Annotated in this window: 12 protein-coding genes; 9 read left to right on the forward strand and 3 right to left on the reverse strand. The window is 42.8% G+C overall.

The annotated features are described in order from the left end of the window. Window positions 1–11: 11 nt before the first annotated feature. The 4 genes from BUC07_RS07695 to BUC07_RS07710 all read left to right on the forward strand — a co-directional run bounded on the left by BUC07_RS07695 (window position 12) and on the right by BUC07_RS07710 (window position 6,612). Complete coding sequence (locus tag BUC07_RS07695; protein WP_073168072.1) at window positions 12–3,530, forward strand: sulfatase-like hydrolase/transferase; 3,519 nt, start codon at window positions 12–14, stop codon at window positions 3,528–3,530. Between the two features lie 116 nt (window positions 3,531–3,646). Next, window positions 3,647–5,875, forward strand: coding sequence for a tetratricopeptide repeat protein (locus BUC07_RS07700; RefSeq protein ID WP_073168074.1), 2,229 nt, complete (start codon window positions 3,647–3,649; stop codon window positions 5,873–5,875). 39 nt (window positions 5,876–5,914) lie between these two features. Further along, a complete protein-coding gene (locus tag BUC07_RS07705; protein ID WP_175552491.1) occupies window positions 5,915–6,316 on the forward strand; it encodes a HEPN domain-containing protein in 402 nt (133 codons plus the stop codon). Further along, on the forward strand, window positions 6,295–6,612 hold the full coding sequence (locus BUC07_RS07710) for a nucleotidyltransferase family protein (RefSeq protein WP_073168076.1): 318 nt from the start codon (window positions 6,295–6,297) through the stop codon (window positions 6,610–6,612). The genes BUC07_RS07705 and BUC07_RS07710 overlap by 22 nt, the downstream gene beginning before the upstream one ends. 2 nt (window positions 6,613–6,614) lie before the next feature. Here the strand turns inward: BUC07_RS07710 and BUC07_RS07715 are convergent, their stop codons facing one another. Then, complete coding sequence (locus tag BUC07_RS07715; protein WP_073168079.1) at window positions 6,615–7,082, reverse strand: DUF4268 domain-containing protein; 468 nt, start codon at window positions 7,080–7,082, stop codon at window positions 6,615–6,617. A gap of 125 nt (window positions 7,083–7,207) precedes the next feature. On the opposite strand from BUC07_RS07715, the gene BUC07_RS07720 reads away from it, so the two are divergent. Together BUC07_RS07720 and BUC07_RS07725 are read left to right on the forward strand one after the other, a co-directional pair. Continuing rightward, window positions 7,208–7,705: a cupin domain-containing protein gene (locus BUC07_RS07720; protein WP_073168081.1), complete on the forward strand. Its 498-nt coding sequence runs from the start codon at window positions 7,208–7,210 to the stop codon at window positions 7,703–7,705. Between the two features lie 27 nt (window positions 7,706–7,732). Continuing rightward, window positions 7,733–8,605 (forward strand): hypothetical protein, encoded by an 873-nt coding sequence (locus BUC07_RS07725; protein WP_073168083.1) that lies wholly within the window; start codon window positions 7,733–7,735, stop codon window positions 8,603–8,605. Here the strand turns inward: BUC07_RS07725 and BUC07_RS07730 are convergent, their stop codons facing one another. After that, window positions 8,606–9,709, reverse strand: coding sequence for a glycoside hydrolase family 53 protein (locus BUC07_RS07730; protein ID WP_083578154.1), 1,104 nt, complete (start codon window positions 9,707–9,709; stop codon window positions 8,606–8,608). 42 nt (window positions 9,710–9,751) lie between these two features. Further along, a complete protein-coding gene (locus tag BUC07_RS07735) occupies window positions 9,752–10,054 on the reverse strand; it encodes a hypothetical protein (RefSeq protein WP_073168087.1) in 303 nt (100 codons plus the stop codon). Window positions 10,055–10,364: 310 nt separating this feature from the next. Between BUC07_RS07735 and BUC07_RS07740 the strand changes: the two genes are divergently transcribed. From BUC07_RS07740 to BUC07_RS07755, 3 genes are all read left to right on the forward strand, one after another. Further along, on the forward strand, window positions 10,365–11,207 hold the full coding sequence (locus tag BUC07_RS07740) for a hypothetical protein (protein ID WP_175552492.1): 843 nt from the start codon (window positions 10,365–10,367) through the stop codon (window positions 11,205–11,207). 353 nt (window positions 11,208–11,560) lie between these two features. Continuing rightward, the gene (locus BUC07_RS07750) at window positions 11,561–11,770 is read left to right on the forward strand and encodes a hypothetical protein (protein ID WP_394333207.1); all 210 of its coding nucleotides are present in this window, start codon (window positions 11,561–11,563) and stop codon (window positions 11,768–11,770) included. Window positions 11,771–11,820: 50 nt separating this feature from the next. After that, window positions 11,821–13,890 carry a glycoside hydrolase family 172 protein gene (locus BUC07_RS07755; protein ID WP_073168096.1) on the forward strand — a complete coding sequence of 690 codons (2,070 nt, stop codon included), beginning with the start codon at window positions 11,821–11,823 and terminating at the stop codon, window positions 13,888–13,890. Window positions 13,891–13,949: the final 59 nt, after the last annotated feature.

Consider the following 13,949-nt stretch of genomic DNA (forward strand, 5'->3'; position numbering starts at 1 on the left):
GATAAACAAAAATGAAACTAAAATTAACCATCTTACTGTATTCTTTCAGCTTCCTTTGCTGCAATTCTCTGTCATTTGCTCAGGAGAGCGGAACAAACGAGTCGGAAAATCCCAACATCATTTTCATCCTTACCGACGATCAGCGCTGGAGCGCATTGGGGTATTCCGGAAATCCTTTGGCAACCACTCCCGAAATGGATAAACTGGCAGATGCCGGTGCATATTTTCAGAACGCAATAGTAACAACTCCTATTTGTTCGGCGAGTCGCGCCAGTATTTTTAGCGGAGTTCACGAGCGTACCCATAGGTACACCTTCCAAACCGGAAATATACGAAGAGAGTTTATGGAAAATGCTTATCCCAAATTGCTAAAACAAGCAGGATATTTCACTGGTTTTTTCGGAAAGTTTGGTGTGAATTATCCCGGCAGTGAAAAGATGTTTGATGAGGTGGAAATTTTCGATCGGAACAACCGGTTTGAGGATTACCGCGGATATTGTTATAAATCACTAAACGGTGATACAGTTCACTTGACCCGTTATACCGGGCAAAAGGCGCTCGATTTTATCGATGATGCACCTGTGGATAAACCTTTTTGCCTGTCGTTGAGTTTCAGTGCACCACATGCGCACGACGGCGCACCGCTTCAGTATTTCTGGCAGGAAGAACCGGACAAACTTTATCAGAACATGGAAATGCCCAAAGCCGATATTTCGGAGGACAAATATTTTGAGGTTTTGCCACAACCGGTAAAAGATGGTTTTAACCGCGTTCGCTGGTTCTGGAAAAACGATACTCCCGAAAAATACCAGCGAAGCACCAAAGGGTATTACCGGATGATTTATGGCATCGACCTTGAAATTGCCAAAATAAGGAAGAAACTTACTGAAAAAGGCCTGGACAAAAACACGGTAATTATTTTAATGGGCGACAACGGTTTTTTCCTCGGCGAACGCCAGATTTCAGGCAAATGGCTGATGTACGATAATTCAGTGAGGGTTCCATTAATTATTTACGATCCTCGTACGCAAAAACATCGTGATATCGACGAAATGGGATTAAATATTGATATTCCTGCCACTATTTTGGATTATGCCGGAATTGATATCCCTGAAATTTACCAGGGAAAAAGTTTGGTGCCGCTAATTTCAGGCGAAGAAAAAACACTTAATCGCGATACCATTTTAATCGAACACCTTTGGGAGTTTGAACATATTCCGCCCAGCGAAGGAGTGCGCACTGCAGAATGGAAATACATGCGCTATATCAACGATAAATCGTCGGAAGAATTTTATAATCTTAAAGATGATCCGAAAGAGATAAACAACCTGGTCCAAAATCCAAAATATCAAAAAGAACTGGCATCGTTCCGCAAAAAGATGGAAGAATTGGGACAACGCTATGCCGATCCTTATTCAGGTATTCCGTCGGATCTAACCGTGGAATATATTCGCGACCCGCGTTTCACAAAAATAATCGACAGCAAACCTGAATTTAGCTGGGTGGTGCCCAAAGAAGCGGTCATTCAAAAAGGGTATCAAATCCTGGTTTCTTCAACCAAACAAAACATCGATAACAACATCGGCGACGTGTGGGACAGCGGAAATGTACGCAGCAGCCATTCGGTTGATATTGAATTTGGCGGCGAACCCCTGTCGGAAAACACGGAATATTTCTGGAAGGTGCGGATTTTTGATCAAGACAACCGCCTATCGGAATATTCTTCACCTCAAAAATTTACCACCGGAAGTTTTAAAGAAAAAAGCATCACTACTTCCAACTGGTTTCAAATTGAAAGGATTCAACCAAAAAAAATGGTTCAGGATTCGGATGGCAGTTATTTTATTGATTTTGGGAAAGCTGCATTCGGAACACTTGAAATTAATTACTCAGCCAAAACATCGGAAACGTTAACCATTCATTTGGGCGAAAAACTGCTGGAAGGAAAAATCGATCGCAACCCGGGAGGAACAATCCGGTACCAGAAAGTTCAGCTGGAAGTTTCGCCTGAAAAGAAAAATTACCAGATTGAACTGACACCCGACAAACGCAACACCAACGAAATGGCAGTGGCGCTTCCCGATTCCTTTCCAGTGATTATGCCATTCCGTTATGCTGAAATTGAAGGGATCAAAAGTTTGTCTTCTGACGATGTAACCCAGGTTGCTTATTTTAATTATTTTGAAGAAGGGACAAGCGCTTTTACCAGTTCCAACACCATTCTGAACCAGGTTTGGGAGCTCTGTAAATATTCGCAAAAAGCTACATCATTTGCCGGAGTTTATGTGGATGGCGACCGCGAGCGGATTCCCTACGAAGCCGATGCTTACCTGAATCAGTTAAGCCATTATTCGGTGGACAACGAATATGCCATAGCGCGCAAAACCATCGAGTATTTTATGGAAAAACCCACCTGGCCAACTGAGTGGCAGTTGCATGTGGCGCTCATGTTTTACCAGGATTACTTGTACACCGGGAATACCGAACTGATTGAAAAGTATTACGATGAATTAAAGCATAAAACCTTGATGGCTCTGGAGGTGGAAGACGGTTTTATATCGACATCCGCGCCCGGGCACACCGGTGAACTGATGATGAACCTGGGATTTGCCGATTCTACCCAGCGGTTGCGCGATATTGTGGACTGGCCGCAAAAAGGTGGGTTTGGCGGCGTAATTGGCGAAGACGACGGTTTTGTGTTCAGGCCGGTAAATACCGTAATCAATTCGCTGTATTACCAAAACATGAATATTATGGCTGAATTTGCGGGACTGCTGGGAAAAACAGGCGATAAACTCGATTTTAAATTCAGGGCAGCCCGGGTGAAAAAATCAATTAATGAACAGTTGTATAACCAGGGAAAAGGATATTACAGCGACGGACTGGGCACAGACCACGGATCGGTTCATGCCAATATGTTTCCGCTGGCATTTGGAATTGTGCCGGAGGAGTACAAACAAAATGTGGTCAACCACATCAAATCACGCGGAATGGCCTGCAGTGTTTATGGTGCGCAGTATTTAATGGAAGCCGTTTACAATGCCGGAGAAGCGGATTATGCACTGGAGCTGATGAACGCCACCCACGACCGCAGTTGGTACAACATGATTAAAGTGGGGGCAACCATTACCATGGAAGCCTGGGACATGAAATACAAACCTAACTCCGACTGGAACCACGCGTGGGGTGCTGTTCCAGCCAATATTATTCCACGGTATTTGTGGGGAATTCAGCCCAAAACCGCGGGTTTTGAAATGGTGACCATAAAACCACAAATGGGTACCTTAAAAAACAGCTCCGTTAAAATGCCCACACTCCGGGGGGAAATTACAGGTGAATACAATCGGGTAAATAACCGGTTTGCAAGATATACTATTGAATTGCCTTCAAATATGGCGGGCGAGTTCATTACAGATTTTGCTTCTGAAGATGTGGTTACCATAAACGGAGAAACCGTAAATCCTGCGTTTGGCACAATCCGGTTGAGCCCGGGAAAAAATGAAATAGAAATCAGGGTGAATTCGTTTTGACAATTTTGCTTGTTAAACTGTTAATGAGAATCCCTGCCATTTCCGCATGTTATTTTCCTTGGTTTATTTTTTGATGGGATCTCGTTTTCGCCTAAATTTGATTAAGAAAATTAAATATGACAGAACAGGAGCTCAATAAAAGTTATTCGAAAATTTGCAGAAATTTGGAAAGCCGCAAGCTGAAACCTGCATTCGACATGCTGGGAAAACTGATTGCGGATAATAACCTTGGCGTTTTTAACGACGAATACCGCAACCTGGAAGAAACATACCATTTTATGCTAAAATACACCGTTGAAGGAATCCAGGATCCGGAGCGGCAGAAGGTGTACCGCAAATTAATTGTTTCGGTTTTTGAACTGGCCGAAAATGTGAACCAGGCACTGCGCACCAAATTTTCGCCATCGGTTGAATACGAAAAAAAACGGTTGTTTAAAAATCAGTATATCAGCAATCTTGAAAATTATATTTCTGAGCTTGAAGATTTTTATCTGGATCATGAGATTCAATCAATAGTAAACAACCAGGCAAAAACAAATTCGGATAAAATGACAGCCGCCCGCGAACACCAGCAAAAAATGTTCAGGCTTTTTTACCATGTTTGGTTTCGCGATAAACTGCAAAACGGCGAGAAGGAAACACTTACCGGATTTTTTACCAATCCGCTCAGCTCGGTGGCTTACCGGTCGTTTATAATTTCAGCAGTAACACTCAGTCTGCAACGTTATTTCGATGAGGCCAAATTTTCGGTGCTTTTTGAGGCGTATGCTTCCGAAGAGCCAGAAGTGAGCCAGCGTGCCTTGGTGGGGTTGCTTATCAATTTTTACCGCTACGATGCCCGGTTGCCATTTTACCCGGCTATTACAGGCCGGCTGAAAATCCTGAATGAAGATCCTGCTTTCAAAAAAAATCTCGAGCGGATTATCGTTCAGTTTATCCGAAGTAAGGAAACCGAAAAAATTCAGCAAAAAATCAGGGACGAAATTATTCCCGAAATGATCCGCATCAGCCCCAATTTTAAAGATAAAATTAACCTCGACAGCCTGATGGAAGAAGGTTTGGGCGACGATAAAAACCCGGAGTGGGAGGAGATTTTCAAGGATTCGCCCGGGTTAATGGATAAAATGGAAGAGTTTTCGGAATTGCAGATGGAAGGCGCTGATGTATTCATGGGGTCGTTTTCCATGCTGAAATCATTCCCTTTCTTCAATGAAATCGGGAACTGGTTTTTGCCGTTTTATACCGAAAATCCTTCCATCTCGAATGTGGTGGACACCAACGACGAAACCAACCGGAAGTTTGTGGAAGTTATCAGCAGTGCCCCCATTTTATGTAACTCCGATAAGTATTCGTTTTGTTTCAGCATGCAAAACCTGCCGGAGCAAAACCGCGAGTTCCTGGCCAAGGGCATGGAAGCCGAAATGGGGCAGCTGGAAGAACTGGGAAAAGACGAAGAGCTGGTTTCACCCGGCCGAAAAGCGGAATTTATTTCCAATCAGTATATCCAGGATTTGTACCGCTTTTTTAAACTGCACCCGCGTAAAAATGACTTTGAAGATATTTTTAACTGGCGCTTCGATTTTTACAATAAAATTGCCTTGGGAAATATCCTGAAAGAAGATCCCAAAGTTTTGCGGAACATTGCTGAATATTACTTCGCTAAAAACCATTTTGAAGAAGCCGCCGAAATTTACAATTACCTTCTGGAAGAGAAGAAAGACGGCGAATTGTACCAGAAAATAGCTTATTGTTACCAAAAACGGGGCGACTTTGAAAAAGCGCTTGATGCTTACCTGAAAGCAGAATTGTATGATTTGAACCGTTTGTGGAACCTCAAAAAAATTGCGCTGTGTTACCGCAATCTCAAACAACCGGCAAAGGCGCTGGAATATTACCAGGCAGCCGAAAAAATCGATCCCGAAAGTTTGAATAATCAGCTGAATATTGGTCATTGTTATCTGGAGCTTGAGCAATTTGAGGAAGCGCTGAAATGTTATTTTAAGGTGGAATACCTGGCACCGGGAAATAAAAAAGTGTGGCGACCCATTGCATGGTGCAGTTTTCTCTCAGGAAAAAAAGAGCAGGCCGAAAAATATTTCATGAAAGTGATTGAGGATGCACCCGGCAAGCACGATTTTATGAATATGGGACACGTGCAGTGGAGCTTGGGCAACCGAATGAACGCACTCGATAATTATAAAAAATCAATTTCGAAAACCGGTTTTTCGGAGCTGGAATTTCTGGAAGTTTTTGAGGAAGATTTACCGCACCTCAAAAATCAGGGCATCGACAGCGAAGATGTGCCGATTATGCTCGACCAGCTGAGGTATTTTTTGGAGGAGTAAATTATGTGAATCAAAATGTTTTTTTCATACATTTGATAAATGGCCAATGAAAAAATAGATATCGAAAAAATTACGAATCATTGGGAAAAAACATCCGACAGGGATTTTGAAACAATGATTCATCTTTATGAAAAGAAAGATTTGCATTGGTCGTTATTTCTTGGGCATTTGGTTTTGGAACGATTATTAAAAGCTGCTGTTGTGCGGAATATTCAAAACCACGCTCCATATACCCATGATTTACGCAGGTTGGCAAAATTAACCCAATTTGAATTTAATGATGAGTATAAAATGTGGCTTGATACAATAACCACGTTTAATATCAATGCCAGGTACGATACCTACAAACAGGATTTTTACAAAAAATGTACTCCTCAATTTACTGAACGCTGGATAGCTAAAATTAAAGAATTAAGAAAATGGATAAAACAACAGCTATAGAAATTGCAAAAAGGTATATAGGATTGGTAAAAGAGAAATATCAGATTGAAAGTGCCATCCTGTTTGGTTCGTTTGCCAGGGGGGCCAATCATTCTGACAGTGATATTGATTTAGCTATTGTTTTTAAGTCAGTTAACGATATTATTGATTTACAAATAGAACTTTTAAATTTAAGGACTGACGATGATTTATTAATTGAACCACATCCTTTTACTGTTCGAGATTTTAATGAAATCAATCCGTTAGTTGCAGAAATAAAAAAGAATGGAATTGAAATAGTTGCCCCGGCTGCCTGAATTCATCCCACTTCCTCTTTCAACACGTCGCGCACCATCAAAAAGTTTTCTTCGAGGCGGAGCATGTTTTCGATGAAAAAGTTGTAGATGTCGGGCCAGTCTGTGCGGCGGTGATAATTCACGTTATTCAGCACCGTGTAAATCCGGGCCACTTCCTGTCCGCTGTCTTCGCGTTGGTGAAAGAATTCCCAGATTAACCCATCAGGAAAACCATCTTCAATAACCACTTTGTAGTTTTCCAGAATTTCGTAGGCTTTCAGGCGTTTGTCCTCGTTTTTGTGGCTGAGTTCCAGTATGACTTTTGCATCCGATCTCGAAGCCTCAAAACGTAGCGCAACACCCCGTGTTTTTGTGCGATGCAGCATCCACTTTTTCTTCCGTTCGCGCAGTGATGGATGAATCTCGCACCGCTTGCCAAACTGCCCCCAGAATTCCAGCCGTAGTTTTTTTGCTTCCTCTATTGAATACATGTTAATAATGTTCTGATTCAGCAAAATAAATTTTTAAATTTGAATAATGGTTGATTGTCATGTGAAATTTGAATTTTTTGATAATGTCTTGTGTCTATGGTCTAAAAATCTAATTGTCTCCTTTTATGAAAACAGCAGCGTATTGGATTAAAAAACTGGAATTGGAAAAACATCCCGAGGGCGGATATTTTAGGGAAATTTATTTGTCGGATGATGTGGTGCCCCAAACCGGGCTGCCGGCCAATTTCCGCGGAGAACGCAGTTTCTCCACTTCCATTTATTATTTGCTCGAAGGCAATGATTATTCAGCTTTTCACCGCATTAAGTCCGATGAAATCTGGCATTACTATGCAGGTACTTCAGCCATCGAAATCCTTTCGCTTGAAAAAGGGAATTTGAAAAAATACCTGGTGGGCAACGACCCGGACCGTGGGGAAACCTTCCAGGTCATTGTTCCGAAAAATACCTGGTTTGCTGCCCACCTGCAAAATCCTGATAGCTATGCACTGGCTGGTTGCACTGTTTCCCCGGGGTTTCATTATGAAGATTTTGAACTGGCCGATGAAAGGCTAATCGATGAATTTCCTGAAATGAAAGATGAAATTGTACCATTTTTAAGGTAATTTCGCTTTTTATGAATGAATTGCTCTATGATTAAATATTTCGTTTTCATCCTTTTTATTGCTGGATACTTCACAGCAGCTGCCCAGCCGGTAGAAGTGCAAGCCAACTACAACAGTGTGGGCGATGTGGATTTTGTGGCATACAACAATACGCCGGCACCGATTTTTCTGCAAGTTGATTTTGCCGATTTGGAGAATACTACTTTTGATGAGCCGCTGCCTTACATCAAATTGCTGGAACCGGGATTCAACACGCTTTTTACCTTGTTGCGACGGCCCGATGCCGGAGTGCCGCGTTTCAATTACCAGTTGAAAACTTTCCGCTCAAACCCTATGGCGCTGGCCGATCTGGATTTCCCGTACCTGATTCCGCTAAAACCCGGCGAAACGGCATCGGTTTTTGATGTGCAAAATCTTGATGGATTTTGGGGAACCGACGAACCGGAATCGTGGAACGCAACAGGATTTAACGTTCAACCCAACGATCCGGTTTTTGCCAGCCGAACCGGCACTGTGGTGGAAATTACCGGCGCTGTTCGCGACGATGACCCGGCAAACTGGTACCACACCTGGACAAATTCGGTAACTATGCTTCAGCCCGACGGAACACTTATTTGCTACCGGAATGTAATCGACCCGGATGAAAAATTAAAAGTGAATGAAAAAAATTTTGCCGGCCAGCAAATTGGTGTTGTCCCTCCCAATGCGAATGAACTCATTCTTCTGATTTTTCAACACAGCCTCAATTCAGATGAATTACGGTTTGTTATTCCTCAATTTATTTTAAGTGAAAATGAAACCGGGCTTTTGATTTCATCCCCAAAAACCCCGGTTGTCCATCCCACTGAAATCAGAGGACTTGAAATGAGCAGGCGCGAAAAACGGCGAAACCTGAAGTAGTTAATTTTCTGCTTTCCACGCCGAAATTCCCTTAAACGCATTCCCGTCGCGGTTGAAAAGGCTTCTTCCGAGATACGGCACTCCGGTTCCGGGAACTTCCAGTCCGTCGGGTTTCCAGTAATACACCGAGGTAACTTTCGGGTACTTTTTCAGAATGTCGTTTAGTTTCACTAAAAAATCAAATTGTCCCTGTTCGTTTGGCGGGAAAGGCTGCACGTCGAGTATCCATTCTGCCGGCTCAGGATACCAGCCGTTGGCATAATAAGCGGTTTCAACCACTGATATTTCCTGCTCATATTTATTCGACAAAAACTGGAGGTTGTTTTCCAGGTCATCAAAAGTGCCGTGCCACCAGGGATAGTAGCTCAACCCGATAATATCGAATTCCACTCCCCGTTGAAGAATGTTGCTGTAGAAATTATCCGACTCAACTAAATTCCCGCCCGTTGCGGCATGGATTAGTATGGGAATATTCGCTCCGTTTTCTGCCTCTTTTACACCTCGGATTCCGGCTTTCAGTAAAGTCGCCAGTTCTTCCCAATTGGCGCTGCCATCGTTGTTCCACAATTTTCCCTGCGGCCAAATCATGCCGTTATTTATTTCGTTGCCTATCTGCACCATGTCGGGGGCTGCTCCTGAATTATTCAGTGCATTCATTACTTTTTTGGTGTATTGGTAAACGCTGTCGCTCAGTGTGCCAATATCCAGGTTTTCCCAGGCTGCCGGCACATATTGTTTGGCCGGATCGGCCCAGGTATCGGAGTAATGAAAATCGAGCAGGAATTTGAATCCGTACGATTTTGCTTCCTTCGCCAAAGCAATGGTGTATCCCAAATCGTTGCAAACAGGGCCTTCCATGTTGGGAGAGTGAAATATACGCAACCGGCACCAGGTGTAATTATTGTCCTTAAAAATTTGTAATCCCTCTTTTGTCTCGCCGTTAATTTTATATTCGCCGCCGGCATCTTCCAGTTTTTTCATGATGGAGAAATCGCCGCCATACTCCAGGATACTTTCTTCAGGCAGATTCTCGTTATTATTTTCCTTGTCTTTGCAGGAAAACGAAAAAAGCAACAACGCCAATGCTAAAACTAAATTACGCATAAAAGCAGATTTTGAAATGAATGGGAAAATTAATGAATTTTTTTAATAATGCTGCGTTAATGCCGGGCGGCACCAGCCGAAGTGTTTCGATTCAAGCTCTTTAACCGTTGGGAACGGGTAATAAAGTAAATGTTTTTTTTCACCAATAAAGAACCCGTTTTTAATGGTACGGTATGAGATGTCTCCACGCAGGAAACGAAGTACTGTTTTGGTTAGTTTACCTTTTGTTTTGTTCAGTTTTATCAGGCATTCGCGCAGGTGGTCGGGGTTAGGATAAGGCAGGTTATGCAGCGGCGCGCCGGGATCATTGGCCAGCTCATTAAGCAAAAGTTCGGCAAAAAACAATTTAGGCGTTGAAACCGGTTTGCTTGTATCGGTCAGGAACCGGATAAACTCGTCGGGGATAAGTTTGCTCGCAACCCGCGTGGTTATCGGGTTGAATTGCTGATAGAGATGAATTATCTCTTACTGTCAAAATGATAAATTTTTATCAATTTGATAGTGTTGTTGATTTGTGGTAAATGTTTAAGTGTCATTTATTCAGTGTTTTATGGTTGGTGGTTTGAATGTGCATGAAGGTTGCGTACTTGCTTATTGCAAAACCAGTTTGTAATTCAAAACTAATAAATACTAAAACGTAAATAGTATGAAAAAAATGAAAAGGATTTTAGGAATTATGGTAGCAGCAAGTTTAATTATCGCAACTTCCTGTCAGGAAGACAGGGTGGAAGAACAACCACTTCCGGAGGGTCAGGCAGTTGCCCGGCTTTCATTAAAGGCCGGCACCCAACCTCAGACTACGCAACTGAAAAGTGCTTCAATGTTATTTGATACAATGATCATCGATGAAGCTTTCATCGGGGTTGAAAAAATTAAATTCAAACCACTGGTTGATCGCAAGGAAATGAAAGAACAACATAGAAATAAGGACCACCAGAAAATTATTTTTGAAGGCCCCTTTGAAATCAATTTGCTCACAGGAGAATCGTATCCCGAAGTTAACTGGCTGGAAGTTTATCCCGGTGTGTACAAGGAAATTGAATTGGAAACTGAAAACCTGCTCGAAGGTGGGAATTCAATTTTTATAAAAGGTTCAATGGTTGTTGAAGAGCTGGAAATTCCATTCGAATTTAGTACCCGAGAAGAATTTGAAATGGAAATTGAAAATGATACCGGAATTGTTATTGATGAGGGTGTCTTAAATGAGCTGATGGTAATATTTAATCTGCCACAAATGTTTAATGTGATAGATTTTGATGATGTACCCGAATTTGAATTCAGCGAAGAGGGAGTGTTGATTTTTTCCGATGAATCAAACGAGGAAATTGCAGGTTTGATGCGGGAAATGATGGAAGAAGTTGGAATTTTCCTTAAGTTGAAACCTGAAGGACATGCGTACGGAAAATATAAAAACAAGCATGACGATGACGACAACGATGATTGGGATGACCATGAAGATGACGATGATGAAGACGATAATGACGACCATGACGATTAAGTAGGTCTGGGTTTAGTTTAATTTTCAATTTAGAATGCTGCTGTCCTGGCCAATGGTTTTTGCCTTTCCGGGATGGCAGTTTTTTTTGCCTGCGAACGAACTTTTTTGAATTTGTTTACTTGGGAAGTGCCAGTGATTTAACCATCTTCCTTTTCCGTCAAACCTGATTTTTTTATCTTCACCCCAAATTAAAATGACCAGGCTTGTGAAACGAATTCTTACCATCGACATCATGCGTGGGCTCACCCTTTTCCTGATGCTTTTTGTAAACGATTTGTACAGGAATAAGTATTCTTCTATTTGTGGTACTTTTCCTGATTATTGACGTGTGGGGAAAATCCAAATGGTGCAATGTGTTTAAACCTGCGGGTCAAAATTCGCTCACCACATACCTGGCACCAGATCTTATATATTATATTGTATGGATGACCGGTTTCCCGTTGCTTTTTTACAAGCAGCTCGAAAGTCCGCTTTTGGTAATTGCCGGGTCGCTGGTTTGGGCATTTGCAATGATTGGCTTTGCAGCGTTGTTGTCAAAAATTGGCATCAGGCTGAAGTTGTAACTGCTGTTTTATTACCTTCGTGTTTTATCGCAAAACTAAAATATTCAATCATGAACCGTACATTTCTTCTAATCGGACTAATTGCCTCTTTACTGTTTTCATCGTGTAATAAGGAGAAAGTGACCCTGAATTCACTCCTCAGCGAAATGACTGATCGTGAAGTGCTGACACGTTTGCCTGAAAAGCCATACACATTAAAACAATTTAGCAGTTACGACCGCCAAAGCACTACACCAGGCGAAGAGGGCTGGTGGGCAAATGCCGATTTTACGCAATTTATTCGTGAAGAAGAAAACAGCGGACGACGCGAATTTGTACTTTTCGATGCCGAAGGACCGGGCGCTGTGGTGCGCTGGTGGATGACGTTTGCAGGCGAAGGTGCTGCGGATGGCACGGTTCGGATTTATCTCGATAACAAACAGGAACCTGTTATTGAAGGAGATATTCTTAAACTGCTGAGTGGCGAAATGTTGGCAAAGGAACCACTCGCTGCATCGGTTTCGCACGAAACTGAGTACGGCCAGCGCGGACACAATTTGTACCTGCCCCTGCCTTATGCCAGTCAGTGTAAAATTACATACGAATGCGATGCCGTGGAAATCACGGACGAGGGAAGGCGCCCAAGTATTTATTACAACATTTGTTACCGCACCTACGAAAAAGGTGTTGAAGTGGAAAGCATTTCTCCCGAAGTAGTTCAGCAAAACCGCGAACTTATTGATGCAACCGGTCGTTTTTTGCTGGCCGGCTATTCAGCACCCGATCAAAAAGAACTGTCAGGTGAAAAAGCATTGGCGCCGGGTGAATCGTTAACGCTCAATTTTGAAGGTTCCGACAAGGCTGTTTCCTATTTATCGGCTGCACTTGAAAGCGAAAACCTGCCGCAGGCACTCCGCTCCACAGTGCTTTCCATTTCTTTCGACGGTGAAGAAACAGTCTGGATTCCTGTTGGCGAGTTTTTTGGAACCGGCTACCAGGTTAATCCATCCAACACTTGGTACACAAAAGTTACAGAGAACGGAAATATGGAATCGTACTGGTTGATGCCGTTTAAAGAAAATGTTGAAATTAAATTCACCAACTATGGTGAAGAAACAGTAAATGTAAAGGCTGCGGCTGATTTGGAGAGTTATAAATGGAGCAATACAAGTTTGTATTTTGGGGCGGCATGGAAAGAACATTACCAGATTAATACGGCGAAAGATCCGGATTTGGATAACCACAAATGGCATTTCGATGTGAATTATGTGGATTTAAAAGGGCATGGGCTTTACGTGGGGGATGCACTCACTGTTTTCAATACGGCCGATGCCTGGTGGGGCGAAGGGGACGAAAAGATTTTTGTGGACGGGGAAGAGTTCCCGTCCTTTATCGGCACCGGTACCGAGGATTATTACGGATATGCCTGGTGCCGGCCCGAAAAATTTACCCATCCGTTTATTGCACAGCCTACCGGCGCTGGAAATTTTCATCCGGGAATGACGGTGAACATGCGCTACCGCACTCTGGATGCCATTCCGTTTCAGTCTGAAATAAGCTCCAATATTGAATTGTGGCACTGGGCAAAAACAACCATTAATTTTGCCATGTCATCGTTTTGGTACGCCCGTCCGGGAGTTGAAACCAACGCCGAAATCAATGTGGAAAGCGTAAAAAATCCAGTGGCTCTCGACCGCTCAGCTATTTATCCGCCGGTAGTGGATGAAGATGGGATGATTGAAGGCGAACATCTTGAATTAGCTTTGACACCTACGGGTACTGCCGGCATGCAAGGAGGTGATTTTGGCTGGAGCGGCGACAGCCAGTTGTGGTGGCGACATGGGAAAACGAACGACGAACTGCTTACCCGTTTCATTCTGGAAGAGGATGGCAGATACCGGATTTCAGCACGACTAACCCAGGCACCTGATTACGGAATTATCCAGCTTTACCTCGATGGACGTCCTCTTGGACAGAAATTTAATGGATATTTTTCTGAAGGGGTAAGAGCAGTGGAGGTTGATTTGGGCTCCCGGGTAATTAATGAAGGTGAACACATTCTAACCGTAAAAATTGTGGGAGCCGATGCAAATGCCAAACCCGGCAACATGGCCGGAATTGATTGGGTGAAGTTTGAGTAGCCCCAATTTTTTCTAATGAGTATTAAGGGGATTCCAACTAATTAATATTTATTGATTTC

This window comes from Tangfeifania diversioriginum, assembly GCF_900141875.1.
GTDB classification, from domain to species: Bacteria; Bacteroidota; Bacteroidia; order Bacteroidales; family Prolixibacteraceae; genus Tangfeifania; species Tangfeifania diversioriginum.